A 24,749-nucleotide genomic window follows, 5' to 3' on the forward strand; every position below is an offset into this window, starting at 1 on the left:
CCTTTTCTTCTTGGGGCGGGAGCGGTTCCGTTATTTTCGCCATCAACCGGACGATCTGCTTTCGCCCAATTGCGGACATACAGGCCCTATGTATGGTCAGGCTATGCGGTACGCTCACCCACTACTAGCATCGCTCGCGTTTGCGGCGCTTCCAGCCTGCGGCTCGTACCGAACGACTTTATCACCGTGCTGGCGCGCTGCCGAATTGCAGAAAGGCGAGCGCTTCAGTGGCACGGTCCTGATCTTCGCTGGTTACGAGCAGCGTCCGATGATGTTTCCAGTCGCATGCGACGGCGGGGTCACGGCCGATCTGCCAGACGGTATGGTTCTCCCCGGCTATAAAGGTGCGGACTCCAGCGTGCCTCACGAGCTACTCTTCTATGAGGCTCGTGTCGATGGAGAGGTGGCAGAGACCACGTTTGGAAGGCCAAGCGTGCGCCTGAAGCACGTCACTAAAGCGAGACAAGTCGAGCCGGACTGGTTACGAAAGAATGCCCCCTAACCACACATAGCGGACGGGCCGCTAACGCCCAAAACTCGACATTCCGTTGCGATGCATGGCCGAACGCCGAGGGGGGCGAGCGATAGCTTTCAACGAATCCTTCGTTACCGCAACGTCCGTTTTCGCCGAGAACCGATCGTTCCGCTAACCTTCGCTCGCGGAACTACTCCACCAGCACGCTGACGGGCTTGCCACGTGAAAGCGGTTGCCAACCGGCCTGAATGGCAGCGGTCACGGCGCGATTGAGCAGCGGCGCATCAATCTTCGGGCGCTGACGATAAGGCACGCTGTGACTCGCGGCCTTTGGCATCGGCCACTCGACCAATGCCTCCCGCTGGCCATCGACATGACGAACGGCAAGCACCATCCCACGCCAACCATCGGCAGTGCACCATTGCGGCTCGCGATGCAGGCGCCATGCGAAGTCCTCCCCGTCGACCGAGATCCTCCCGCTTTCCGTTCGCTTGGCATTACGCATAGGGCGGCACGCTACGCCGATCGAAGGCCGGTTTCCACCCATGGCAGACATGACGATTACGGACGCTGGCGCTGCTACCCGTGGCCCTCGACCGCGCTCAAGCTGAACGCAGTGGGGAAAGGGCAAACCCCAACCGCCGTTCAGCCTGAGCGAAGTCGAAGGCCACGCCCGCTCAGCCTAATAAAAAAGGGCCTCGGCTTTCACCGAGACCCTCACACTTCCAAGCTCCAGCCGATCACGCCACCACGTCGGCATCCTCTTCCACGGCCGCCTGCTTCGACCGCGCCCGCTCGGTGAACCAGATGCCGATGATCGCCAGCTCGTAGAGAATGATGAGCGGCACCGCGAGCAGCACTTGCGACATCAGGTCGGGCGGGGTCAGCACCGCCGCCACGGCCGTCGCCGCGACGATCGCATAGCGCCGCGCACCGATCAGCTGCTTGCGGGTGACGATCCCCGCCCGCTCCAGCAGCATCAGCAGCACCGGCAACAGGAAGGCCAAGCCGAAGGCGAACAGGAACTGCATGACGAAGGACAGGTAATTGCCGATCGCAGGCAGCGCCTCGCGCTTCACCCCGCCCACCATGCCGTCGAAACCCAGCAGGAAGTGCAGCGCCATCGGGATGGCGATGTAATAGGCCATCGCCGCCCCCATCAGGAACAGCACGGGTGTCGCCAGCAGGAAGGGCAGCAGCGCCTTCTTTTCCTTGCGGTACAGACCCGGCGCGACGAATTGCCACAACTGGTTGGCGATCACCGGGAAGGAGATCATCATCGCAGCGAAGAACGACACCTTCACCTGGACGAAGAACGCCTCGAAAATCTGGGTATAGACCAGCGTGCCTTGCCCGGCGCGCAGCAGCGGCTTGGCCAGGAAACCGAAGATCGATTCCGAAAAATACATCGACACGCCAAAGGCCAAGCCCACCGCGATGATGCAGTAGAGCAACCGCCGACGCAGCTCGATCAAATGCTCCAGCAGGGGTGCGCGGCTGGCATCGATATCTTCCTGGTCGCTCACGATGCCGCCCCCTCGGTGCCGCGCGAGGGATGCTCGCTGGCGGGTGCGGGCGCGACCACGGGCTTTTCGACCATCACCGGCCGATCGCTGTGATCCGCATGGGCATCGCCATGCGTCGCATCGGGCGCCGTGTGACCGGGCGCCGTGTGATCAGGCAAGGCCGCCGCCGGGCTCGTAGCAGACGACGTCGCTTCGGCATCGACATGCGGAGGCGTGTCGGCGGCATGTTCACGCATGATCCGCTCATTCTCCGCGGCCCAGCGCTTCTCCATTTCCTCCAACTCGGCCTCCCGGACCATATTGTCGAAGCCCTGGCGGAACTGGCGCGTGACGCCGCGCGCCTTGCCCACCCAATAGCCGACGACGCGCATCGCCTTGGGCAGGTCCTTGGGACCGATCACGACGAGCGCGACGATGGCGACCAGCAGGAACTCGCTGGAATCGATGTTGAACATGAAAGTCCGCTGCTGGCTTTAACGGACCGGGATCAGCGATCGTCGCGCACGCGCTCGCCATCGCGATCGAAGGCGGGCTCGGCCGACTTCTGCGCCTCGATACGCGCCGACGGCTTGGCAGGCGTCTCGTCTTCCTCGGCCATGCCCTTCTTGAAGTTCTTCACACCCTTGGCGACATCGCCCATCAGGTTGGAAAAACGCCCGCCGCCGAGCAGAAGGATCGCGACGACTGCGAGGACGAGAAGGTGGATCGGGCTAAAGCTGCCCATGGCACGTCTCCTGGAATTTCTATCTATCTAGGCTTTGGCATCACCAGCGGCAATGGGCCAGCGGCAATGGTCGAGCGATGGCATGGCCCCCGATCGGGGATGCGAGGGCCGTGGCGGAGCATTGTGACGCGGCCATGACGCAAAGGAAAGCGCTCAATCGCGTTCCTCCTCACTCAAATCCGGGGACGCGTCGGGCATATCCTCCTCACCCATCCGCTCCAGCGCCAGATCGACCGGATCGAGCAGCCCGGCGGCACGCAGATCCTCCAGCCCCGGCAGGTCCCGCCTGCTGGTCAGCCCAAAATGTTGGAGAAAGGCGGGCGTCGTCGCATAGATGAGCGGCCGCCCCGGGACCTCGCGTCGTCCGGCGGGACGCACCCAGCCCGCCTCCATCAGCACGTCGAGCGTCCCCTTGGAGATGGCGACGCCGCGTATCGCCTCGATCTCCGCCCGACTGACGGGTTCCTGATAGGCGATGATCGCCAGCGTCTCGATGGCGGCGCGCGACAGGCGGCGGGCTTCCTCGCGGTCGCGGCGGAGCAGATGGGCGAGATCGGGCGCGGTCTGGAAATGCCAGCGGTCGCCGCGCCGGACGAGCATGATGCCGCGCCCGCGATACTGCGCCTCCAACTGCTCCAAGGCCGCACGGATATCGCCGCCGCCCTTGCCCCCACGACTGCCGACGCCGACATGCGCGCGGATCGAATCCACGCTCATCGGCTCGGGCGAGGCGAACAGTACCGCCTCGACGGCGCGCACGATCGGGTCGATCTCGGTCATGGCGCGGGCTGGCGGATCAGCAGCGGCGCGAAGGGCGCGGCCTGGCGGAGTTCGACCTTACCCTGCCGCGCCAGTTCCAACACCGCGAGGAAGCTCGACGCCAGCGCAGACCGCCGCAACCGCTCACTGCCGTCAGGCAGGAAGGTCTCGATCGCCGACCAGTCGATCCGGCTGCCGACCAGCATCGACACCCGCTCCAGCGCCGCCTCCAGCGTCATGACTTGTCGGTCGGCGACGACATGCATGACCGGGCGGGTGCGCGCGTTGATCCGGCCATAGGCGGAAATCAGGTCGTACAGCTCGGCCTGCCACATCGCCTTGCGCTGCACCGCCAGCCCTTCGGGCGCGCCGCGCGGGAAGACGTCGCGACCCAGCCGATCACGCGCCATCAGCCGCGCGCCGCATTCCCGCATCGCCGCCAGCCGCTCCAGCCGGAGTTGCAGGCGCAGCGCCATTTCCTCCGGGTCGGGCTCCTCCTCGGGCTGGCGAGGCAGCAGCAGCGAGGATTTGAGATAGGCGAGCCAGGCGGCCATCACCAGATAATCGGCCGCCAGTTCAAGCTGCATCCGCCCCGCCTTGTCGACGAAGCGCAGATATTGCTCGACCAAGGCCAGGATCGAAATCTGACGCAGGTCGACCTTTTGCGAACGGGCCAGCGACAGCAACAGATCGAGCGGCCCTTCCCACCCGTCCAGATCAAGCGTTAGCTGTTCCCCCGTCATCCCCCATTGCTTAGCGGCGATGATGCGGGATGGCGAGACGGCGCGTGGCGGGTGCCAGACCGATGGAGAGAGAAGATCGGCTCTTTCCAATTCCTCCCCATCTTCGATGGACAGGGGGACCGCGCCCGCAGGGCGTGGTGGAGGGGCTTGGCCGGTTCGTCCCGCCCCTCCACCATCGCTGGCGCGATGGTCCCCCTCCCCAAGCAAGCTTGGGGAGGATTAGGGCGTTACCTATTCCAACGCCGCAAGCGCAAGAAGCGCATCGCGGCGCGCGATCAGCTCCGCAAAGTCGCCCGCGCCCGCGCCGACGCTCGCCATCGCACGGTCCAGCCGCGCCCGCGCCGCTTCGGTGATCGGCGGCACGCGCCCGGCGATCTCGACCATCTCGTCCATCCGCGCCCAGCAGTCGAGGACGAGGTCGCATCCCGCCGCCAAGGCCCCCGCCGCCTTCTCGCCTGCCGTGCCCGACAGCGCCTTCATGTCGATGTCGTCGGTCATCAACAGGCCATCGAAACCGATCCGCCCGCGTATGATCCGCTCGATCACGGTCGGCGACAGGGTGGCGGGGCGCTCGGCGTCCCAGGCCTCGAACACGATATGGCTGGTCATGCCCATCGGCGCGCCCGACAGCGTGATGAAGGGTTCGAGATCGACCTCCAGCGCCGCCTCGTCGGCGGTGACGGTCGGCAGCAAATGGTGCGAGTCGACCAGCGCGCGGCCATGGCCGGGCATATGCTTGACCACGCCGACCACGCCCGCCGCCGCCAGCCCTTCCAGCATGGCGCGGCCCAATGCGGCCACCTGCATCGGTTCGGTGCCATAGGCGCGACAGGCGATCGCCTCGGTGGTGTCGGCTTGCGCCACGTCCAGAAGCGGCGCGCAGTCGACGGTGATCCCGACCTCGCGCAACATCACGCCCAGCGCCTGACTATTGGCGCGCATCGCCTGGATCGCCGACATCGGCGCTTTTTCGTATAGCTTCGCGAAGACCGGCCCGGCGGGGAAAGCGGGCCATTCGGGCGGCCCCATGCGCGCGACACGGCCGCCTTCCTGATCGATCAGGATCGCCAGATCATCCCGCCCCGCCAGCGCGCGCAGATCGTCGGTCAGCGCGCGGACCTGCGCCCGGTCGACGATGTTGCGCTTGAACAGGATATAGCCCGCCGGTTCGACCGAGGCGAAGAATGCCCGCTCGTCGGGGGTCAGCACCGGGCCGGACAGGCCGAAAATGACGGGGATCATGGACGAAACTCCGGCCCCTTCCCCGTACCGGCGGGAAAGGGGCATGGTCGATCAGCTGGCGACGAAGCAGCTCTCGCCCGCCACGCGCAGGCGACCGCAGATATCGGCGGCCTGGTTGGCCGACCCGGCATTCACGCGCAGGCGATACAGGGTCTTGCCGTTCGACGCGACCGGCTGGACCACCTTGCCCAGCGCGGCGACATAGGAAAAGCGCTTCGAGAAACGGTCCCAAGCAGCATTGGCCGAGGACTCGCTGGGATATGCGCCCAGCTGGACCATCGCACCGCCGCTCGGGGCCGCCGCGGGGGCACGCGCCGCCGCCACGGGTGCGGGGGCGACGAGCTTGCCACCCGATTCCGGCACCTGCGCCACGGCATTGCGGCCACCATTGGGCTCGGCAGGCTTCTGTACGACGCGCGTGCCGTTCATCGGCGCTTCGGGCACGGCGCGCAGGTCGATCGCGCCGGTGCCGCCGGGCTTGCCCGCGCTGGTGGCGATGGCGGTGTTGCCCTCGCCTTTGATCTTCAGGCCGCCCGGATCGGCCGGGCGGACCTTATAGTCGCCCTCGGGCGCGGCGATCACCGCGCCGTCGCCGTCCGTCGCTGCACGATGCGCCTGCCACTTGTAGAAGCCGAAGCCGATCGCGGCCAGAATGGCGAGGCCCAGAATGACCAGCGCGATCACCTTGCCGATGCCGACGCCCTCGGGCTCATCGGCCTCGACGGTTTCCAGCCAGGGAAGGCGATCCGCCTCGTCCAGATCCAGGGCGCGGCCGTCCGTTTCGTTCGCCATCACTTCATCTCCGACACGGCTTCGACGCCCATCAGCGCCAGACCATTGCGTATGATCTGCCCGATCCCCTCGCTGAGGAAAAGACGCGCGCGGGTCAGTTCGGCATCTTCCGCGATCAGGAAGCGACGATCGACCCGGTCGTTCCCGACATTCCAGGCCGCGTGGAAGGCGGCGGCCAGGTCATAGAGGTAGAAGGCCACGCGATGCGGCTCACGCGCGGTCGCCGCCGTCTCGACGATGCGCGGGAACTGCGCGGCCAGCTTCACCAGCGCGAGATCCTCGGCGTCGAGCAGCGCCAGGTCGGCCGTACCGTCCTCGATGCCCGCCTCAGCTGCGCGCCGCTTCAGCGAGGCGATGCGCGCATGGGCATATTGGACATAGAAAACCGGATTGTCCTTCGACGCCTCGACCACCTTGGCGAAGTCGAAGTCCATCTGCGCGTCCGCCCGGCGGGTCAGCATGGTGAAGCGCACCACGTCCTTGCCGACCTCACGCACGACATCGGCGAGGGTGACGAAATTGCCCGCGCGCTTCGACATCTTCACCGGCTCGCCGCCGCGCAACAGGCGGACCATCTGGACGAGCTTGACGTCGAACTTGGTCTTGCCGCCGGTCAGCGCCTCGACGGCCGCGACGATGCGCTTGACGGTGCCCGCATGGTCGGCGCCCCAGATGTCGATCAGCTGATCGGCGGATTGCGCTTTCTGATAGTGATAGGCCAGGTCGGCGCCGAAATAGGTCCAGGCGCCGTTCGACTTCTTGATCGGGCGATCCTGATCGTCGCCGAACTGGCTGGAGCGGAACAACGGCAGCTCGACCGGCTCCCAATCCTCGGGGGTTTCGCCCTTGGGCGCTTCCAGCACGCCGTCATAGACGAGGCCACGCGAGCGCAACTCGGCTTCGGCGGCCTCGGGCTTGCCCGCCGCCTGCAGCTCGGCCTCCGACGAGAAGATGTCGTGATGGATGCCCAGCAGTGCCAGATCCTCGCGGATCATCGCCATCATCGCCGCCACCGCACGCGTGCGGAACAGGACCAGCCATTCGCTTTCGGGCGCGTCGACATATTTATCGCCATATTCGGCCGCGAGTTCCGCGCCGATCGGCTTCAGATATTCGCCCGGATACAGCCCCTCGGGGATCTCGATGGTCGCGCCCAGCGCCTCGCGGTAGCGCAGATGCGCCGAGCGGGCGAGGACATCGACCTGGCCGCCCGCATCGTTGACATAATATTCGCGAATGACCTTGTGGCCCGCAAATTCCAGCAGCGTGGCTAGCGCATCGCCCACCACCGCGCCACGGCAATGGCCCATATGCATCGGGCCCGTAGGATTGGCCGAGACATATTCGATATTGACGGTGACGCCATTCCCGCGCGTCGACCGGCCATAATCGCCGCCCGCCGCCGGGATCGCGGCCAGCTCGTCGCGCCAGGCCGCCTCCCTCAGCCGCATGTTCAGGAAGCCCGGCCCGGCGACCGAGACGCTGTCCACCTCGTCCAGCTTGCCCAGCTCGGCCGCGATCGCCTCCGCCAGCGCGCGCGGGTTGGTGCCTGCGGGCTTGGCCAGCACCATCGCGGCGTTGGTGGCGAGGTCGCCATGGCTAGCATCGCGCGGCGGCTCGACCGTCACGTTGCGGCGATCCAGCCCGCCGGGCAGCGTGCCGGCGGCGACCAGCGTGTCCAGCGCCGCATCGATATGCGCGGCAAAGCGGGTGTAGAGGGTCATCACATCGTCCGATCGGGGTAGCAAAGCGTTGCGCTCTAGCGAAATCGAGCGCCCGCTTCAAATCATGGCGTATGCGGCAGCGGGACGATTGCACCGACTGCAATCAGGCGGAAGTCCTTTGCAGTTGCCGGTCATGCTGCATCGCAATATTTCGGCCGACGAAAGTAGAAGCGCTAACAAGGCGCGAGAGGACCTGATCCGGCTCAACGCAAATGCGGGAGTTTCGATCATGCGCAAGACCATTCTGATCCTGGCCGCCACCGTCGTCGCCGCCGTCCCCACCATCGGTGCGATCGCCGCCGAGGGCGAGCAGCGCTTCGTTCACGAGGGCAGCACCTATGTCTACACCCGTTCGAACGAGAACGGCCATGCGGTGATTCAGGGCCATCGCTATCCGGGCGGCGAGCCGTTCCGCTTCGTCGTGAAGGGCCACCGCGTGACCGGCACGACCGGCAACACCCAGGTCGCCTTCACCACCGACGAAGCCCGCGGCGCGCTGGGCGCCGGCGTTGAGACCAGCGCTCGCTAAAGCTTGCTTCATTCGAGCCAAGAAAGACCTGCCACTTAGCAAAAGTGGCAGGTCTTTTTTATTTGAAAATCAAACGAATATTTTGATACTAAGGTTTCTATGATTTGGCAGTTGCTTCCTGCTCACTGAGCAAGCGGCTGACCACCTGATAGCACTCTTCGACGTGCTGATTGCCGACATACTTCATCATTCCAAACCCCAAGGCTCCCCCGACAGCTGACCCTATGATCGGGACCCAACTTGCTGCAGCCTTCGTGGTAGCGCGAACGCCAACCGCCTTGAGAACAGAGGTTATTAATTCCTTTGTTATTGCCCTACCAATCAACTCCGAACCAATTTTGCTTGCAATAACAATAACCTGTTGACGCATTTGTTCATCCAGTTCGTCGATCTGGTCCGGATCAAGCCCAAATTTTCGGTTAATCTTCGGCAACAGTTCCAGAAGAATAGCAACATCCGCCGCAACACCTGCAACTGCATAAGGCACTGCCGAAGCCGCACCAGCTGCCAAAGCCCGCTTAGTAACCAAGTTTTTACATTCGTCTCGGACAGCCTCAAGCTGTTCGTGTGTCTTAACTCGCATATCCTATCCCCCTCACCCAATGCTGTTCATATGCACTTCTACCTGAACATCTTGAGCTTTGCCTTTTTCAGTACAAGCATGATAATTCACGAAGGAGACAGGAAGAATGTCTCCGTGAGGGATAAAAATTTTCGTCAGAAACCCTCAGGCAGGTCGATATCGCCTACAACCTCACGGTAACACCGGACCGCATAACGGTCCGTCATCCCCGCGATGAAGTCGGCAATATGCCGACTGCGCGCCGGTTCCTGCTCCGGCAACCGCTCGCGCCACTCCTGGGGCAGTTGCGCCGGGTCCGCGCGATAGGCCGCGAACAGGCCCTTCACGATGCCATGCGCCGCGTCCGCCGCCGCCAGCTGGCGCGGGTGGTGGTAGAGATTGGCGTACATGAAACGCTTCAGGTCGCGCTCCTCGATCCGCATCGCGTCCGAAAAGCCGACCAGCGCCTGGCCCGCCGCGCGAACGTCCGCCACGTCCCCCACCCCGCTCTCGGCGATACGGGTCCGGGTTTCGGCGACCAGATCGTTGACCATCACCCCGATCTGCGAGCGGATGAGTTCGCTTGCCAGCCTTTTGGGGGCGACATCGGGGAATTGCGCCCGCGCCGCGTCCCAGCCCCGCGCCACCAGCGGCACGGCCAGCAGCTGGTCGAGCGTCAGCAGCCCGGCGCGCAGGCCGTCGTCGATATCGTGATTGTCATAGGCGATGTCATCCGCCAGCGCCGCGACCTGCGCCTCCAGCGAGGCATGGCTGTCCAGATCGAGCGGAAAGCCCGCATCCGCCTCCCGCAAGGCCCAGCCGGGATGGCGCACCGGACCGTTATGCTTGGCCAGTCCCTCCAGCGTCTCCCAACTGAGGTTCAGGCCGTCCCAGCGGGGATAGGGCCGTTCGATCTCGGTCAGGGTGCGCAGCGTATGGCCGTTATGGTCGAATCCACCCTGCTCGGTCAGCGCAGCCTTCAGCGCATCCTCGCCCGCATGGCCGAAGGGCGGATGGCCGATATCATGCGCCAGGCACAGCGCCTCGGTCAGGTCCTCGTTCAGTCCCAGCGTCCGCGCGATCGTGCGGCCGATCTGCGCAACCTCCAGGCTGTGGGTCAGGCGGACGCGGAAATGGTCGCCGTCGGGCGCCATGAAGACCTGGGTCTTGTGACGCAGCCGCCGGAAGCTGATCGAATGGATGATCCGGTCGCGGTCGCGCTGGAACGCATCGCGCGGCCCGCGCGCCAGGCCCGAGGCCTCGTCGTGACGGCGGCCCCGACTGTGTTCGGGATAGGAAGCCCAGGGGGCGAAGCGGCTCACTTGGCGTCGAGCCGCGTCACCGCCTGCCCTGCATCGCTGGTCACGGGGAAGGCCGAGACCCCCTTCTTGGCGAGCTGGTTGACGAAGGCGCGCGCCTCCGCATCGGTCTTGAACGGGCCGGTCAGGACGCGGTGGGTCGCGCGAATCGGGGTCTTGTAGCCCTTGCGCGCGGCGAACAGCTCGGGCGCCTTCGCCCTGGTCGCGGCCCAGGCCTTGGGCAGGTCGTCCTCGTTCGCGCCGCCCGCCACCTGGACCCAGATACGCTCGGGATTGGCGCGCGCACGCTTCTTTTCCTCGGCCTCTTCCTTGGCGGCGAGCGCCTTCTTCTCGGCCTCGGCCTTTTTGGCGGCGAGAGCCTTCTTCTCGGCGGCGACCTTGGCGGCGGCCGCCTTGCGTTCGGCCGCGGTGGGCGCGCGCGGGGCAGCGTCCGCCACCTCGGCGGCCTTTTCGCGCGCTTCGCGATCGCGCTCGGCCTTGCTGCGCGCCTCGGCGACGACACGCTGCGCGCCGCTGCTCACCGGCGTGTTGGCCGCGATGACGGCGGGACGCTCGGGGCCTTCCACACCGAGTTCGGAGGCGGGGATGGAGAGATTGGCGACGATCCGCGCCAGAACCGAGTCTTCGCGTACCCCACGCGCCGGGGTCGGCGGCGTGCGGCGGGCCGCGACCCGCGTCGGGCGTGGCGCGGGGGCGGGCTCTTCGGCCTGGCTGGGGACCGGCTGGACCATGGCGGTGGCGACCGGCGCGGGCTTGGCGGGCACGGGGTCCGGTGCGGGGATGGCCTGCACCATCTGGAGCGGCGGCGTCGACGGCGTGGCGGTGGGCAGCGGCTGCACCATGGCGGTGGCCGTGGTCGGGCTCGACGTCACCGGGGCGGGCGTCGTTGCGGCGGGCGTCGCGGGCGCCGTGGCCGGTGCGGCGGACAACGGCTGGCTCATCGGCCGCGTGGTGTTCGATGCCATGGCCACCGGTGAACGGGTTTCGGGGGCCGTCGGCAAGGCGCTGGAGAAGCCCGGCTGGGGTTGCGGCTGGGGTTGCGGCTGGGGTTGCGGCTGGGCCTGCGTTTGCGGAACCGTCTGCGGCGTCGGCTGCGGCTGGGGCAAGGGCTGGACCATCCGCATCGGCGCGGCGGCCGCCACGACGCGGGGCGTGATCGTCGACGCCATCTGCACCGGCGCGGGCGTGACCGGCGTCGTATTGGCCGCCATCGCCACACCGCGCGCGTTGCGCCCGCCGCGCCGACGCTCCTCACGAGACGTAATCGGAGCAGGCGTCGTCACCGGCGCGGAGGCCAGCGCCACCGGCGCTTCCGGGGTCAGCGGCGGCAGGTTGGGAGCCAGCTTCGCATCGGCCAGCCGCTCGGGCGTCGGGCGGGTCTCACCGAAATGCACGGCAAAGGCGCGGTCGACGGCGGGCAGGCTGGGCAGCCGCTGAAAAAAGGGTTGCAGCCCCTGCGCCAGTTGCGGCGGCATCATGGTCGAGGCGATCCGCGTCGCCTCAGGCAGTTCACCCCCCATCGCCAGGATGAAGGCCCGTGCCCGCCATGCCGCGCGGTCGGTCTTGCGCAGCAGCGGATCGAGCTGTTCGAGCGCCTGCTCCCGCTGGCCCGAGATACCGAGCGACAGCGCATAGCGGCGGATGATCTCGTCACCCGCGCCATTGGCCAGCGCCAGCCGGTAATCGCGCTGGGCCCGTGCCTGATCGCCGATCAGATCATAGGCCAGGCCGCGATCACCCGCGAACTTCGCCGCGGGCATGCCCGCCGCCTCGGCCTGGGTGAAATAGCGCAACGCCTCGCCGGGGCGTTCCGAACGGACCAGGATCGACGCCATGCCCGCCTTGACCCGGGGATCGCGGGCATCGACCTTCTCCGCGCGCGCCAGCAGCGATGCGGCGCCCGACAGGTCGTCGAGATGGATGGACAGCTCCGCCGCCTCGACCAGCGCATCGACGTTGCGGGGGTTCTGCGCGACGCGGCGCATTACGTCCCCCAGCTTGTCGGCATCGGTGGTGCCGGGAAGCGGCTGAACCACTTCCTGTGCGAGAAGGGGCACGGGCGCGGCGGCGAGGGCCAACGCGAGCGCGAGCGAAGCGCGGGGAAAAAGTGCGAACGTCATGGGACCATCGCCCATAAAGCGTGTTTCGCGGGCGGCGGCAATGGCTAAGGCAAGCGCCACGCGCCCGATTGCTCCGCACGGTCGACCAATAGGGGGAGATGGCGGTCTTGGGATTGCCTCTGACCGCGCAGCTTGCCGCCCTGCCCTCCCCCAGCCCCCCCGCCTGCGGGAGGGGAGCTTTATCGACACTTGAAGGCCAAGTAACGCCCCCGCACCAGAGCTCCCCCTCCCGCAGGCGGGAGGGGGTCGGGGGGGCCAGCCGAGAGCGATGCAGGCAGCCGTAGCTACCCAAAACGAAAAAGGCCCGCGCGATCATCTCGCGCGGGCCCCTACCCTATCCTCGTCCCGGCAAGCCGGGCGGGAGATTACTGGTTATTCTGCCGGTGCAGGAAGCGCGGAATGTCCAGCGACGAGTCCGACCCTTGCGCATTCTCGTCACGCTGCGCACCACGGGCCGCGTTCGACATACGCTCGAACAGCGTGCCACCCAGCTTCACGCGCGGCGCGGGCTGTGCGGGGGCCTCACCGGCTTCGCTGCCCGGGGCCAGCCAGCGGCGGCGAGCCTCGTCGCTGCCCGGCGCGGGCTCGACGGCGGCGGGATGCGACGGCGTGGCGGGAGCGGGAGCCGGAACGATGGTGTCGGCACCCAGCACCAACTCGTCATCCGCCACCGGCGCGGGGGCCGGTGCGGGCGCGGGCTTGGCGACCGGTGCGGCGACGTTCGATGCGACGGGAGCGGCCACCGGGGCCGGTGCGGGAGCCGCGACCGGCTGCTCGACCGGGGCGGCCGGGGCCACGCTGGCCTGCGGCGCAGGGGCGGCGGCGGGCTCGCTCGGGCGATAGCTGGGCGTTTCGTCCGACTTGCGGGCCATGCCGCCCATGCTGAAGCCGCTGCGGTTCGCTTCCGAAGGCGACGGCGCGACCTTCAGGTCGGCATCGATGCCGGTCGCCACGACCGACACGCGGATACGGCCTTCCAGCTCGGGATTGAAGGCCGAGCCCCAGATGATGTTGGCGTCCGGATCGACCAGCTCGCGGATGTGGTTCGCGGCCTCGTCGACCTCGAGCAGGCGCATGTCGTCGCCGCCGGTGATCGAAATGATGACGCCCTTGGCGCCCTGCATCGACACACCGTCGAGCAGCGGGTTGGCGATCGCCTTCTGCGCCGCCTCGATCGCGCGATTGTCGCCGGTGGCTTCACCGGTGCCCATCATCGCCTTGCCCATCTCCTGCATCACCGAGCGGACGTCGGCGAAGTCGAGGTTGATGAGGCCCGGCATGACCATCAGGTCGGTGATGCCGCGCACGCCCTGCTGCAGCACCTCGTCCGCCATCGCGAACGCTTCCTTGAAGGTCGTGTTGGCGTTGGCGATCAGGAACAGGTTCTGGTTGGGGATGACGATGAGCGTATCGACATATTTCTGAAGCTCTTCGATGCCGCCATCGGCCGACTTGGCGCGACGATTGCCCTCAAAGGCGAAGGGCTTGGTCACGACGCCGACGGTCAGGATGCCCATGTCGCGCGCCGCCTTGGCGATGACCGGGGCCGCACCGGTGCCGGTGCCGCCGCCCATGCCGGCGGCGATGAAGCACATGTGGCTGCCCTCGAGCAGACGCGACAGGTCGTCGATCGTCTCTTCGGCGGCCGCACGACCGATCTCGGGACGGCTGCCCGCGCCCAACCCCTGCGTGATCTTCGCGCCCAGCTGGATACGCTGCGGCGCGATCGACTGCTTCAGTGCCTGCGCGTCGGTGTTGGCGACGAGGAAATCCACGCCCTGTACCTCGGCGCGCATCATGTTCGCGATCGCGTTGCCGCCGGCACCGCCGACGCCGATCACCGCGATACGCGGCGTCAGTTCGTCGACCTCGGGTGCGATGAATTCGATGCTCATCCCAATTCTACTCCGCCGTTCCCGGTCGGTACGCAAAGACCGGGCCCATGAATTAACCGTTAGTGCACCAGACCTGGGCCAAGTGCCAACCCAAAAGCGTCAGGCATAAGACGCTTTTCTCTAATAATTTGCCTTGGCCGCCTGAATCAGCCGCCGGAACAGCCCCATGCCGCTGGGCCGGTGCACCGTCTGGTTCACCGCGGGGATGCTGCGCAGGTCGATCGGGTCGGTCGCGGCATAGAAAGCCAGCCCCGCCAGCGTCGCGAAAGCGGGTCCGCCATGCGCATCGGGCAGGCCGGTCAGCCCGCGCGGTCGGCCGATCCGGACCGAGCGGCCCAGCGCCTGCTGCGCGTAGTCGGCAATGCCCTTCAGCTCCGCCCCGCCGCCGGTCAGCACGACCTGGCGCCCGACCGGCCCCTCGAACTTCAGATGCTGGAGCGCCTTGCGGATCTCGCCCATCTGATGCTCCAGCCGCTGGCGGATCACGCCGATCAGCTGCGCCTTGGTGATTTGCATCGTATCGCCGCCGTCCTCGGCCGAGATGGGCGTCACCTGGATCATGTCGTGATTGTCGCGCGGCGACGCATTGGCCGAGCCGTGGAAGCACTTCATCCGTTCCGCCATCTGGCGGCGCGTGCCGAAGGCCGAGGCCACATCATCGGTAATGTCCGCCGCACCCATCGGTAGCGAGCACAGGCCGACCAGCATCCCGCCCGCGAACAGCGAGACATTGGTGATCCCCGCCCCCATCTCGACCAGCGCGACGCCCAGTTCGCGCTCCTCATCTGACAGGCAGGCAAGGCCCGTCGCGACGGGGGCGGCGATGATCGACTTCACCTCCAGATGCGCCGAGCGGACGCACAGGTCGAGGTTGCGCACCGGCGAGCCATCGGCGGCGACGACATGGATGTGCACGCCCAGCCGGTCGGCATGCAGCCCCAGCGGCTTCTTCACCCCCGTCAGCCCATCGAGCGTGTAGAGCGCGGGCTGCGCATGCAGCACCATGCGCCCCTGCGGATCGATCGAGTTGCGCCCGGCCGCCAGCAGCGCGTCGATATCGCCCTGCTCGACCTGATGGCCGCCCAGTTCGAACTCGACCTCGGCCACGTCGGACACCAGGCCACCGGCCGAGAAACCGACCCAGACATTCTCGATGTTCAGCCCGGCGATCCGCTCGGCCTGCTCGACCGCCTCGCGCACTGCCGCCTCGGTCGCGCCCATATCGGCGATATAGCCGCGCTTGACGCCCCGGCTCTCGCGTTGGCCGGTACCCAGCACGATCAGTTCGCCGCCATCGCCCTTGCGCGCGATCAGCGCGGAGACCTTGGACGACCCGATGTCCAGCGCGGTAATCAACCCTTCGGGCGCAATCTTTGCCATGACCTTGCTACCCCTGTACTGCCCCCGGAGCCGCCGCCCCTTCGGATGCCGCCCCACCCGCGTCATTCCCGGACGCCGGATCGCTACCCACATCCCCGGCCTTGGCCGGATCGGCGAGCGCGTGATTCTGATTCAAACCGGGCTTTCGCGCAACCAGCTTTGCGGGGTCGCGCATGTCGAAGCGCAGCCAGCCGCGCCCGAGCAGCGGCCGCGAGCCGTCCATCGCGGCGAACTTCATCAGCGCCGCCCCTGCCCCATCCTCGGGCAGCGCCAGCGTCTCGCCGCTGTCGAAGGTGATGTCCCAGCGGCGATTGCCGATCCAGGTCGCCGCCTTCACGCGCGGCTTCAGCGCGGGTGCGGCGGACAGCAATGCCTGGTAAGCGGGCTCCTGCAAATTCGCGCCCGGCCCGATGATCAGCGGCAGGTCGGGCATCGCCTCAGGCCGTACCGGCTCCAGCAGTACGCCACCCGCGTCGATCAGGGTCAGCTGGCCATTGTCCTGCCAGACCGCCGCCGGGCTGCGTTCCTCGATATCGACGAGCAGCGTGTCGGGCAGACGGCGCGAGACATGCGCGTCCTTGATCCAGCCATAGCGGAGCAGCTTGGCACGCACGTCTTCCAGATTGACCAGCGGCATCGCCCGGCTCTGCTGGTCGAGCGCGACGGCATAGACGGTCATCCGGTCCATGCGCTTCAGGCCCGTCACCTCGATCTGCTGGACACGAAATCCGGCATGGCCCGCCTGTTCGGCGATGGCGGTGCCGATCATGCCGGGCACGCCGACATAGGTCGCGACCGCCAGCACCGCTGCGCCCGCACCACCCAGGATGGTCCAGGTGACGGCCTTCTTGATCGTCTCCTCGCTGACCGGCACTTTGGCCAGCAGGCGCTGCGCCAGCGTGACGCGCTTGACCGGCTGGCGGCGACGCGGCGCCGGACGGCGCGGCGGGGGGCCGCGCTTGATCGTGCGGCTCATCCCGCGCGTTCCTGCACGGTTGGACGGGCCTTGTACCACTGGACCGCCTCATCGACGATCGCCTGGACCAGCGTGTCGTAATCCATGCCGACATGGCGGCCCTGTTCGGGCACCAGGCTGAGCGGAGTCATGCCCGGCTGGGTGTTGACCTCCAGCAGGAACAGGCCGTCGACACCGCGCTCGTCATCCCAGCGGAAGTCGGAGCGCGAGGCACCGCGACAGCCCAGGATGCGATGGGCCTCGAGTGCCAGCGACTTGCACGCCTCGGCGATCTCGTCGGGAATCTGCGCGGGGCAGACATGCTCGGTCAGGCCGTCGGTGTATTTCGCGTCGAAGTCGTACCAGCCATTCTTCGGCTTCAGCTCGGTGACTCCCAGCACGCGGTTGCCCAGCACGGCGGTCGTCAGCTCACGGCCTCGGATATAGGGCTCGGCCAGCAATTCCTCGAACTCGGCCCAGGGACCGGCGGCATCGCGTGCGATGGGCTGGCCATGGTTGCTGGTGTCGGTGACGATCGCGACGCCGACCGAGGACCCCTCGTTGACGGGCTTGAGCACATAGGGGCGCGGCAGCGGATCGGCGGCGAACAGGTCTTCCGACTTCACGATGCGGCCGCCGGGCATGGGGATGCCATGGGGAACCAGTGCCTGCTTGGTCAGCACCTTGTCGATCGCGATGACCGAAGTGGCGAGGCCCGAATGGGTGTAGGGAATGCCCAGCAGGTCGAGCATCCCCTGCACCGTGCCGTCCTCGCCAGGCGAACCATGCAGCGCGTTGAAGACGATATCCGGCTTGGCTTGCGTCAGCTTGGCCGCAAGATCGCGGTCCATGTCGATCCGGGTGACGCGGTGGCCGTTCCGCTCCAGTGCGTCGGCGACGCCTGCGCCGGAAATCAGCGACACCGGCCGCTCCGCCGACCAGCCGCCCATCAGAACCGCGATATGCAGATTGTCGGTCACTTCGCGATTCCCACTCTTTGTATTTCCCATTCGAGGCAAACGCCCGACTGCGCCTTGACCCGGGCGCGTACATCCTCGCCCAGCGCCTCGATCTCCGCCGCCGTGGCGTTGCCGAGGTTGAGCAGGAAATTGCAATGTTTTTCCGACACCTGCGCATCGCCCAGCGTCAGCCCGCGACAGCCCGCCGCATCGACCAGCGCCCAGGCCTTGTGCCCGTCCGGATTCTTGAAGGTCGAGCCACCGGTCTTGGACCGCAGCGGCTGCGACGCCTCACGCGCGGCGGCGATGCGGTCCATCTCGGCCTGGATATCGGCAGGTTCGGCGGCGTGGCCCCGGAAGGTCGCCTCGACCACCACCGTGCCGTCGGTCAGGTTGGAGTGACGATAGGTGTATTCCAGATCGGCGACGCCCAGCGTCTCGACCATGCCGTCGCGACGCACGACCGTGGCGGAGACCAGAACGTCCGCCACTTCGCGGCCATAGGCGCCGCCGTTCATCCTCACGAAGCCGCCGACCGTGCCGGGGATCGAACGCAAAAACTCCAGCCCGCCGATCCCGGCATCGCGCGCGTTGGACGATACGAGAATGCCCGACGTGCCGCCACCACAGGTGATGCGGTGTCCCTCCCCGGCCCGCGCATAGCTGAACGGCTTGCCGAGCCGGATCACGACGCCCGGCACGCCGCCGTCGCGCACGATCAGATTGGAACCGAGCCCCAGCGCCATGACAGGCGTGTCGCCCCCGAGCCCCCTCAGGAAAGCCGACAGGTCGTCGGTGTCCCTGGGCTCCAGCAGATATTCAGCCGGTCCACCCGCCTTGAACCACACGAGCGGCGCCAGCGGCGCGGCGTGCGTCAATCGGCCGGCGGTATCGGGCAGGTTCATCGGCGCGCCTCGATTGCACTCGCCAGACCCGCCGCCCATTTGGTGATGTCGCCCGCGCCCAGGCAGACGATCATGTCATCGGCGCGGATCGAGCCCGCCAGTTCCTCGGCCAGCGCATCGGCGTCGGCGACCGTCGCGGTCGAGCGATGCCCGCGGCGCTTCAGCCCTTCGACCAAGGCGGAGGCGTCCACCCCCTCGATCGGCGGCTCTCCCGCCGCGAAGACCGGCGTCACCAGCACGCGATCAGCATCGTTGAAGGCGGTCTGGAACTCCTCCATCAGATTGCCGAGCCGAGTGAAGCGGTGCGGCTGCACCACCGCGATCACACGACCGCGCGCGCCTTCACGCGCGGCGGCCAGCACCGCGCGAATCTCGACCGGGTGATGGCCGTAATCGTCGATCACGGTCGCCGAGCCGCCATCGACCGCGATCTCGCCGACCTTGGTGAAGCGCCGCTTGACCCCCCCGAACTGGCTGAAGCCCTGTTGGATGGTCGCATCCTCGATGCCCAGCTCCAGCGCTACGCCGATCGCAGCCAGCGCGTTCTGGACATTGTGACGGCCGGGCATGGGCAGCTCGATGCCCTCGATCGAACGGCTGGAGCCGTCGCGGTTGCGGATGATCGCCTCGAACCGGTTGCCGCCGGGAATCGGCGTGACGTTGACGCCGCGCACGTCCGCCTGCGCCGAGAAGCCATAGGTCACGACGCGCCGGTCGCGAACGCGAGGCAGGATATTCTGCACCTCCGGGTGGTCGAGGCAGAGCAAGGCCGCGCCGTAGAAGGGCACATTCTCGACGAATTCGACGAATGCGTCCTTCACCCGGTCGAACGAGCCATAATGGTCGAGATGCTCGGGATCGATATTGGTCACGACCGCGATCGTGCCGTCCAGGCGCAGGAAACTGCCGTCACTCTCGTCCGCCTCGACGACCATCCAGTCGCTGGCGCCCAGGCGCGCGTTCGAGCCATAGCTGTTGATGATGCCGCCATTGATGACGGTCGGGTCCACGCCCCCGGCATCCAGCAGCGCCGCGACCATCGAGGTGGTCGTGGTCTTGCCATGCGTACCCGCCACCGCAACGGTCGACTTCAACCGCATCAGCTCGGCCAGCATCTCGGCGCGGCGCACCACGGGGATGCGACGTTCGAGGGCCGCTTCGACTTCGGGGTTCGACCGGGTGATCGCGGTCGAGGTCACGACCACCGCCGCATCGCCCAGATTGTCCGCCGCGTGCCCGATGGCGACCGGGATACCCTTGTCGCGCAGGCCCTGCACCACATAGCCCTCGGCCACGTCGGAGCCCTGCACCCGGTAGCCGAGATTCTTCATCACCTCGGCAATGCCCGACATGCCGATGCCGCCGATGCCGACGAAATGGATCGTGCCGATATCCGTGGCGACGCCCTTCATGCGCCTGCTCCCGCCAAATTCCGTGTCCTTTGCGATTTGCCCACCGGCAAGACCATGCGCGGCGCGTCGAGGCTTTCGACCAGATCGGCGAGATCGCTTGCCGCCTCGGGCCGTCCGCAAGCGCGGGCACGGCCCGCCGCATTTTCCAGCGCCGCCGGGTCGAGGCCTAGCTTCTGCATCTGCTTGGCGAGTTCCACGGGTGTGAAGTCACCCTGCGCGATGGTCCGCGCCCCGCCCGCCTTCGTCATCTCGCGCGCGTTCACCGTCTGGTGATCGTCGGTCGCCGAGGGCAGCGGCACCAGGATCGCCGGGCGGCCCGCAACCGTCAGCTCGGCCAGCGTCGAGGCGCCCGCCCGCGCGATCACCAGATGCGCCCAGGCGAGCTGCTCGGGCAGGTCAGGCAGATAGGTGGCGAGTTCGGCCGGAATCTCATGCTCGGCATATTTGGCGCGCACCGCGTCGATATCCTCGATCCGCGCCTGATGCGTCACCTGCAAGCGCCGCCGGAAGGTGACGGGCAGCATGGCGAGGCCATCGGGCACGACTTGGGACAGGATGCTCGCGCCCTGACTGCCGCCGGTGACGAGGACGCGGAAGATGCCGTCCTCCTCCAGCAGCGGATAGGGCCGCGCGCGAAGCGCCAGCACCTGGTCGCGCACCGGATTACCGACCAGCCGGGTCTTGTCCCCGTGCTTGGCGCTCAGCCGCTGCGTATCCTCATAGGACAAGGCGATCGCATCGACCTTGCCCGCGACCAGCCGGTTGACCCGGCCCAGCACGGCGTTCTGCTCGTGGATGGCGGTCGGGATCCCTTCCGCAAACGCCGCCAGCAGAGCGGGCATCGCCGGATAGCCGCCGAACCCGATCACCGCCGCCGGACGGAAGGTCTTGTAGAGTTCGCGCGCCATGGCCCGGCCGCGCCACATCTCGCGCAGCGCCTTGGCCCAGCCGACCGGCCCGCCCGAAAAGCGCCCGGCGGGCAGGACATGCGTCTGGATATCCTCAAACAGCCCCGGAAAACGCACGCCGCGCGCGTCGGACACCAAGGCGACGCGGTGGCCGCGCCGGGTCAGCTCCGCCGCCAGCGCGGCGGCGGGAACCATATGGCCGCCGGTACCCCCGGCGGCGAGGACGAAGTGACGGCTCATTGCCCGCTCCACCTGACTACATAGGGGCTGCGCGTCAGGAACGGATTGCGCCGGGTGAATGCCAGCAACAACCCCATCCCGATCGACAGCGCGATCATCGACGAGCCGCCATAGCTGATGAACGGCAGGGTCATCCCCTTGGACGGGGCCAGCCCCGTATTCACCGCCATCGAAATCAGCGCCTGCGCGCCGAACTGCACCGCCAGCCCGGAGGCGGCGTAGAGCTTGAACTCGTCCTGTTCGTCAAGCAGCTTCACGAACACGCGCACCACGATCGCCAGGAAGACCAGCGCGATGATCGAGCAGGCGATCAGCCCGAATTCCTCGCCGATCACCGAAAAGATATAATCGGTATGCGCCTCCGGCAGGCCGAACTTGGCGGTGCCCCCGCCCGGCCCGGTCCCGGTCCAGCCCCCTGCGGTCAGGGTGTTGTGGGCGGCATTGACCTGGAAGTGGTCGGCCGCGCCCTCGCCGTCGACATCGGGGAAGAGGAACGCGTTGATGCGGTTCCGCGCCACGCTGTAGAACATATAGGCTGCGGTCAGCCCGACCGGCACCATGGCGGCGAGCCCCAGCATGATCCGCATCGGGGTTCCGGAGATCATCAGCAACGCCGCCCAGATCACGCAGAAGACGATGGTTTGGCCGAAGTCCGGCTGCATCATCAATAGGCCCGCGACCAGCCCGGTCAGCCCCATGGTGATCAGCGTGGCGGGCAGGTCACGCTCCCGGGCCTTGAGCGACAGGAGCCAGGCGGTCGTCACCACGAACATCGGCTTCAGGAACTCGGACGGCTGGAACTGCGCAAAGCCGAAGCCGATCCAGCGCCGCGCCCCGTTGATCTCCACCCCGATAAAGGGCGTGACCGCCAGGATCGCGATCAGCACGCCTGTCCCCAGCACCGCCATGCGCCGTGCGGTGACGACGGGCAGCATTGAAACGACGAACAGCACGGGCAGCGAGACGCCGACCCACATCACCTGTCGCCAGAAATAATAGAGCGGCGCGAATTTCCTGTGCTCGCCCGAATAGCGCATCGCGGTCGCCGGGCTGGCGGCGGCGACCGCGATCAGGCCGATGGCGATCAGGAAAAGGGTGAGCAGCAGCAGCACCCGGTCGATATCCCAGAACCATGTGCCGAGCGGCGAACGGTCGCCACGCCCGCCCCGGCCCTTCATCGATCCGATCAGGCCGGGGCGCGGGGTCTTGGGTGCGCGATCACTCATGCCAGCGCCTCCACGACGGCGCGGAATGCGTCGCCGCGTGCTTCGTAGTCGCGAAACTGGTCGAAGCTGGCGCAGGCCGGGGACAACAGCACCGTGTCGCCGGGCTGCGCCGCGGCAGCCGCATGGGCGACCGCCGCCTCCAGCGTGCCGGACTGGTCGACCACAGGCACCTTGTCCTTCAACAAGTCGAAGAACAGCGGCGCGGCCTCGCCGATTGTATAGGCCGCGACGACATGACCAAGATGCGGCGTGCAGGCGTCGAGGTCGTCTCCCTTGCGCTTGCCGCCGACGATCCAATGGACGCGGGGGAAGGCCGCCAGTGCGGGCGCGGTGGACTCCGGGTTGGTCGCCTTGGAGTCGTTGACGAAGGCCACGCCGTTCCGGGTCGCGACATGCTGCATCCGGTGCGGCAGGCTGGCATAGGTGCGCAGACCCGCTTCGATAGCGTCCTCGGCTATGCCCAGCGCTCGCGCCACGGCGATGGCGGCCTGGGCGTTCTGCGCATTGTGAGGACCTTGCAGCGCGGGCCAGCGGCTCTGGTCGATACCGCTGGTGGCGATGGTGACGAGATCGTCGGTCCTCCCGGCGAGCCCTTGCGCGATATGGGCCGAGGCCTCATCGCCCGTGCCGACGACCGCGACATGCCCAGCGGACTGCATCGCGAACAGCCGTGCCTTTGACGCAGCATAGCCCGCAAAGCCGTCATAACGGTCGAGATGATCGGGCGTGATGTTCAGCAGCACCGCGACGTCGCAATCCAGGCTCTGCGTCAGGTCGATCTGATAGCTGGACAGCTCCAGCACATAGACGCCACCCTCGGGGAGAGGTGCCTGCCCCAGGATCGGTAGGCCGATATTGCCGCCCATCAGGGTCGGCACGCCCGCCGTCTTCAGGATGTGGTGGACCAGTGCGGTGGTGGTCGACTTGCCGTTGGTGCCGGTGATGCCGACGACCTTATGCGGCGGCAGATTGCGCCGCGCCTGCGCGAACAGCTCGATGTCGCCGATGACCGGCACCCCCGCCGCTCGCGCGGCGGCCGCCAGCGGATGGGTGTTGAGTGGCACGCCCGGCGACACGACCAGTGCGTCGAAGCCCGACAGATCGTCGAGCGGCGCGATGCTCAGCCGGTCATGCGCGGCAAAGGCCTCGCGCTTGGCGGGATCGCTGTCCCATGCCACCACGCTCGCCCCGCCCGCCAGCAGCGCCGAAACGGTCGCGGCGCCGGAGCGTGCGAGCCCCAGCACCGCGTAACGTTTTCCCGCCCAGTCGCGCGAAACGATCATCGCAGCTTCAACGTCGACAGGCCCGCAAGCGCCAGCACGAAGGCGATGATCCAGAAGCGGATCACGACCGTCGGCTCCGACCAGCCGAGCTGTTCGAAATGATGGTGGATCGGCGCCATGCGGAACACCCGCTTGCCGGTCCGCTTGTAGAAGAAGACCTGGATGATGACCGACATCGCCTCGACCACGAACAGGCCGCCGATGATGCCCAGCACGATCTCATGATGCGCGACGACCGCGATGGTGCCGAGCGCGCCGCCCAGCGCCAGGCTGCCGGTGTCGCCCATGAACACCGCCGCCGGAGGCGCGTTGAACCACAGGAACGCCAGCCCTGCGCCGACCACCGCGCCGCAGAAGATGGCCAGCTCGCCCGCCCCCGGCACATGCGGAATGCCCAGATAATCGGCGAACTTCACGTTGCCCGCCAGATACACGATGACCATGAACGCGACGCTGGCGATGATGACCGGCATGGTCGCAAGGCCATCCAGCCCGTCGGTCAGGTTCACCGCATTGCCGAACGCGACGATCGTGAAGGCGGCGAACAGCGGATAGAAATAGCCCAGGTCGATATACATGCGCGAGGTGAAGGGCAGGTACAGATGCGGCCCGTTCTGCCCCATGATGATCCACGCCGCGACGCCCGCAATGGCGAATTCCAGCAGCAGCCGGGTCCTGCCCGATACGCCCGCCGTCGAGGCTTTGCGCACCTTGTCGTAATCGTCGAGGAAACCGATCGCACCGAAGCCGAGCGTCACGAACAGGCACGCCCAGACGAACGGGTTGAACACGTTCATCCAGATCAGGATGGACAGCGTCATGCTGGTCAGGATCATCAGCCCGCCCATGGTCGGCGTGCCGCGCTTGGCGAGGTGGGTTTGCGGCCCGTCGGCGCGGATCGGCTGCCCCTTGCCCTGGCGGACGCGCAGCCAGCCGATGAAGCGCGGCCCGATGATCAGGCCGATGAACAGCGCGGTCGCCACCGTCGCGCCGGTTCGGAACGACTGGTAACGGATGAGGTTGAGAAGCCCCGGAAACCCGAGATGCTCCGCGATCCAGTACAGCATCTAA

The 24,749-nt window shown here is 67.1% G+C and carries 23 protein-coding genes; 1 reads left to right on the forward strand and 22 read right to left on the reverse strand.

The features are described from left to right. Nucleotides 1–665: 665 nt before the first annotated feature. The 9 genes from ACWKSV_RS08240 to argS form a co-directional block, all read right to left on the reverse strand. Nucleotides 666–980 (reverse strand): hypothetical protein, encoded by a 315-nt coding sequence (locus ACWKSV_RS08240; protein WP_076716960.1) that lies wholly within the window; start codon nucleotides 978–980, stop codon nucleotides 666–668. 235 nt (nucleotides 981–1,215) lie between these two features. Further along, nucleotides 1,216–2,001 (reverse strand): twin-arginine translocase subunit TatC, encoded by a 786-nt coding sequence (gene tatC / locus ACWKSV_RS08245; RefSeq protein WP_076716962.1) that lies wholly within the window; start codon nucleotides 1,999–2,001, stop codon nucleotides 1,216–1,218. Next, complete coding sequence (gene tatB, locus ACWKSV_RS08250; RefSeq protein WP_076716963.1) at nucleotides 1,998–2,456, reverse strand: Sec-independent protein translocase protein TatB; 459 nt, start codon at nucleotides 2,454–2,456, stop codon at nucleotides 1,998–2,000. Before tatB ends, tatC begins: the two co-directional genes overlap by 4 nt. Nucleotides 2,457–2,488: 32 nt before the next feature. Beyond that, the gene (locus ACWKSV_RS08255) at nucleotides 2,489–2,725 is read right to left on the reverse strand and encodes a Sec-independent protein translocase subunit TatA (protein ID WP_056434199.1); all 237 of its coding nucleotides are present in this window, start codon (nucleotides 2,723–2,725) and stop codon (nucleotides 2,489–2,491) included. A gap of 153 nt (nucleotides 2,726–2,878) precedes the next feature. Then, nucleotides 2,879–3,505 (reverse strand): SMC-Scp complex subunit ScpB, encoded by a 627-nt coding sequence (gene scpB / locus ACWKSV_RS08260; protein WP_076716965.1) that lies wholly within the window; start codon nucleotides 3,503–3,505, stop codon nucleotides 2,879–2,881. After that, a complete protein-coding gene (locus ACWKSV_RS08265; RefSeq protein ID WP_056434202.1) occupies nucleotides 3,502–4,227 on the reverse strand; it encodes a segregation and condensation protein A in 726 nt (241 codons plus the stop codon). Before ACWKSV_RS08265 ends, scpB begins: the two co-directional genes overlap by 4 nt. Nucleotides 4,228–4,458: 231 nt before the next feature. Then, a complete protein-coding gene (locus tag ACWKSV_RS08270; protein WP_076716967.1) occupies nucleotides 4,459–5,469 on the reverse strand; it encodes a glycoside hydrolase family 3 N-terminal domain-containing protein in 1,011 nt (336 codons plus the stop codon). 51 nt (nucleotides 5,470–5,520) lie between these two features. Beyond that, on the reverse strand, nucleotides 5,521–6,261 hold the full coding sequence (locus ACWKSV_RS08275; RefSeq protein WP_076716968.1) for an SPOR domain-containing protein: 741 nt from the start codon (nucleotides 6,259–6,261) through the stop codon (nucleotides 5,521–5,523). Continuing rightward, nucleotides 6,261–7,985 carry an arginine--tRNA ligase gene (gene argS, locus ACWKSV_RS08280; protein ID WP_076716970.1) on the reverse strand — a complete coding sequence of 575 codons (1,725 nt, stop codon included), beginning with the start codon at nucleotides 7,983–7,985 and terminating at the stop codon, nucleotides 6,261–6,263. Before argS ends, ACWKSV_RS08275 begins: the two co-directional genes overlap by 1 nt. A gap of 229 nt (nucleotides 7,986–8,214) precedes the next feature. On the opposite strand from argS, the gene ACWKSV_RS08285 reads away from it, so the two are divergent. After that, on the forward strand, nucleotides 8,215–8,514 hold the full coding sequence (locus ACWKSV_RS08285) for a hypothetical protein (RefSeq protein WP_076718314.1): 300 nt from the start codon (nucleotides 8,215–8,217) through the stop codon (nucleotides 8,512–8,514). Between the two features lie 97 nt (nucleotides 8,515–8,611). Here ACWKSV_RS08285 and ACWKSV_RS08290 read toward each other — a convergent pair whose 3' ends face one another. The 13 genes from ACWKSV_RS08290 to mraY all read right to left on the reverse strand — a co-directional run bounded on the left by ACWKSV_RS08290 (nucleotide 8,612) and on the right by mraY (nucleotide 24,745). Continuing rightward, the gene (locus tag ACWKSV_RS08290; protein WP_076716971.1) at nucleotides 8,612–9,097 is read right to left on the reverse strand and encodes a hypothetical protein; all 486 of its coding nucleotides are present in this window, start codon (nucleotides 9,095–9,097) and stop codon (nucleotides 8,612–8,614) included. Nucleotides 9,098–9,231: 134 nt separating this feature from the next. Further along, nucleotides 9,232–10,398: a deoxyguanosinetriphosphate triphosphohydrolase gene (locus ACWKSV_RS08295; protein WP_076716973.1), complete on the reverse strand. Its 1,167-nt coding sequence runs from the start codon at nucleotides 10,396–10,398 to the stop codon at nucleotides 9,232–9,234. Further along, the gene (locus ACWKSV_RS08300) at nucleotides 10,395–12,515 is read right to left on the reverse strand and encodes an SPOR domain-containing protein (RefSeq protein ID WP_076718316.1); all 2,121 of its coding nucleotides are present in this window, start codon (nucleotides 12,513–12,515) and stop codon (nucleotides 10,395–10,397) included. Before ACWKSV_RS08300 ends, ACWKSV_RS08295 begins: the two co-directional genes overlap by 4 nt. A gap of 365 nt (nucleotides 12,516–12,880) precedes the next feature. Next, nucleotides 12,881–14,410 carry a cell division protein FtsZ gene (gene ftsZ / locus ACWKSV_RS08305; RefSeq protein WP_076716975.1) on the reverse strand — a complete coding sequence of 510 codons (1,530 nt, stop codon included), beginning with the start codon at nucleotides 14,408–14,410 and terminating at the stop codon, nucleotides 12,881–12,883. A 120-nt stretch (nucleotides 14,411–14,530) separates the two neighbouring features. Further along, entirely contained in the window at nucleotides 14,531–15,790 is a 1,260-nt protein-coding gene (gene ftsA / locus ACWKSV_RS08310) for a cell division protein FtsA (RefSeq protein WP_056434587.1), read from the reverse strand. A 7-nt stretch (nucleotides 15,791–15,797) separates the two neighbouring features. Then, nucleotides 15,798–16,766 carry a cell division protein FtsQ/DivIB gene (locus tag ACWKSV_RS08315; protein WP_076716977.1) on the reverse strand — a complete coding sequence of 323 codons (969 nt, stop codon included), beginning with the start codon at nucleotides 16,764–16,766 and terminating at the stop codon, nucleotides 15,798–15,800. Beyond that, nucleotides 16,763–17,695, reverse strand: a complete 933-nt coding sequence (locus ACWKSV_RS08320) for a D-alanine--D-alanine ligase (protein WP_237243619.1) — start codon at nucleotides 17,693–17,695, stop codon at nucleotides 16,763–16,765. The genes ACWKSV_RS08315 and ACWKSV_RS08320 overlap by 4 nt, the downstream gene beginning before the upstream one ends. A 26-nt stretch (nucleotides 17,696–17,721) precedes the next feature. Further along, complete coding sequence (gene murB, locus ACWKSV_RS08325; protein WP_172839682.1) at nucleotides 17,722–18,609, reverse strand: UDP-N-acetylmuramate dehydrogenase; 888 nt, start codon at nucleotides 18,607–18,609, stop codon at nucleotides 17,722–17,724. After that, nucleotides 18,606–20,021, reverse strand: coding sequence for a UDP-N-acetylmuramate--L-alanine ligase (gene murC, locus ACWKSV_RS08330; protein ID WP_338468933.1), 1,416 nt, complete (start codon nucleotides 20,019–20,021; stop codon nucleotides 18,606–18,608). Before murC ends, murB begins: the two co-directional genes overlap by 4 nt. Then, nucleotides 20,018–21,169 carry an undecaprenyldiphospho-muramoylpentapeptide beta-N-acetylglucosaminyltransferase gene (gene murG, locus ACWKSV_RS08335; protein WP_056434222.1) on the reverse strand — a complete coding sequence of 384 codons (1,152 nt, stop codon included), beginning with the start codon at nucleotides 21,167–21,169 and terminating at the stop codon, nucleotides 20,018–20,020. The genes murC and murG overlap by 4 nt, the downstream gene beginning before the upstream one ends. Further along, nucleotides 21,166–22,395 carry an FtsW/RodA/SpoVE family cell cycle protein gene (locus tag ACWKSV_RS08340; protein ID WP_076716980.1) on the reverse strand — a complete coding sequence of 410 codons (1,230 nt, stop codon included), beginning with the start codon at nucleotides 22,393–22,395 and terminating at the stop codon, nucleotides 21,166–21,168. The genes murG and ACWKSV_RS08340 overlap by 4 nt, the downstream gene beginning before the upstream one ends. Further along, on the reverse strand, nucleotides 22,392–23,678 hold the full coding sequence (gene murD, locus ACWKSV_RS08345) for a UDP-N-acetylmuramoyl-L-alanine--D-glutamate ligase (protein ID WP_076716982.1): 1,287 nt from the start codon (nucleotides 23,676–23,678) through the stop codon (nucleotides 22,392–22,394). Before murD ends, ACWKSV_RS08340 begins: the two co-directional genes overlap by 4 nt. Next, nucleotides 23,675–24,745 carry a phospho-N-acetylmuramoyl-pentapeptide-transferase gene (gene mraY / locus ACWKSV_RS08350; protein WP_076716984.1) on the reverse strand — a complete coding sequence of 357 codons (1,071 nt, stop codon included), beginning with the start codon at nucleotides 24,743–24,745 and terminating at the stop codon, nucleotides 23,675–23,677. The genes murD and mraY overlap by 4 nt, the downstream gene beginning before the upstream one ends. Nucleotides 24,746–24,749: the final 4 nt, after the last annotated feature.

The sequence above is a fragment of the Sphingomonas sp. SphC10 genome (assembly GCF_057004845.1).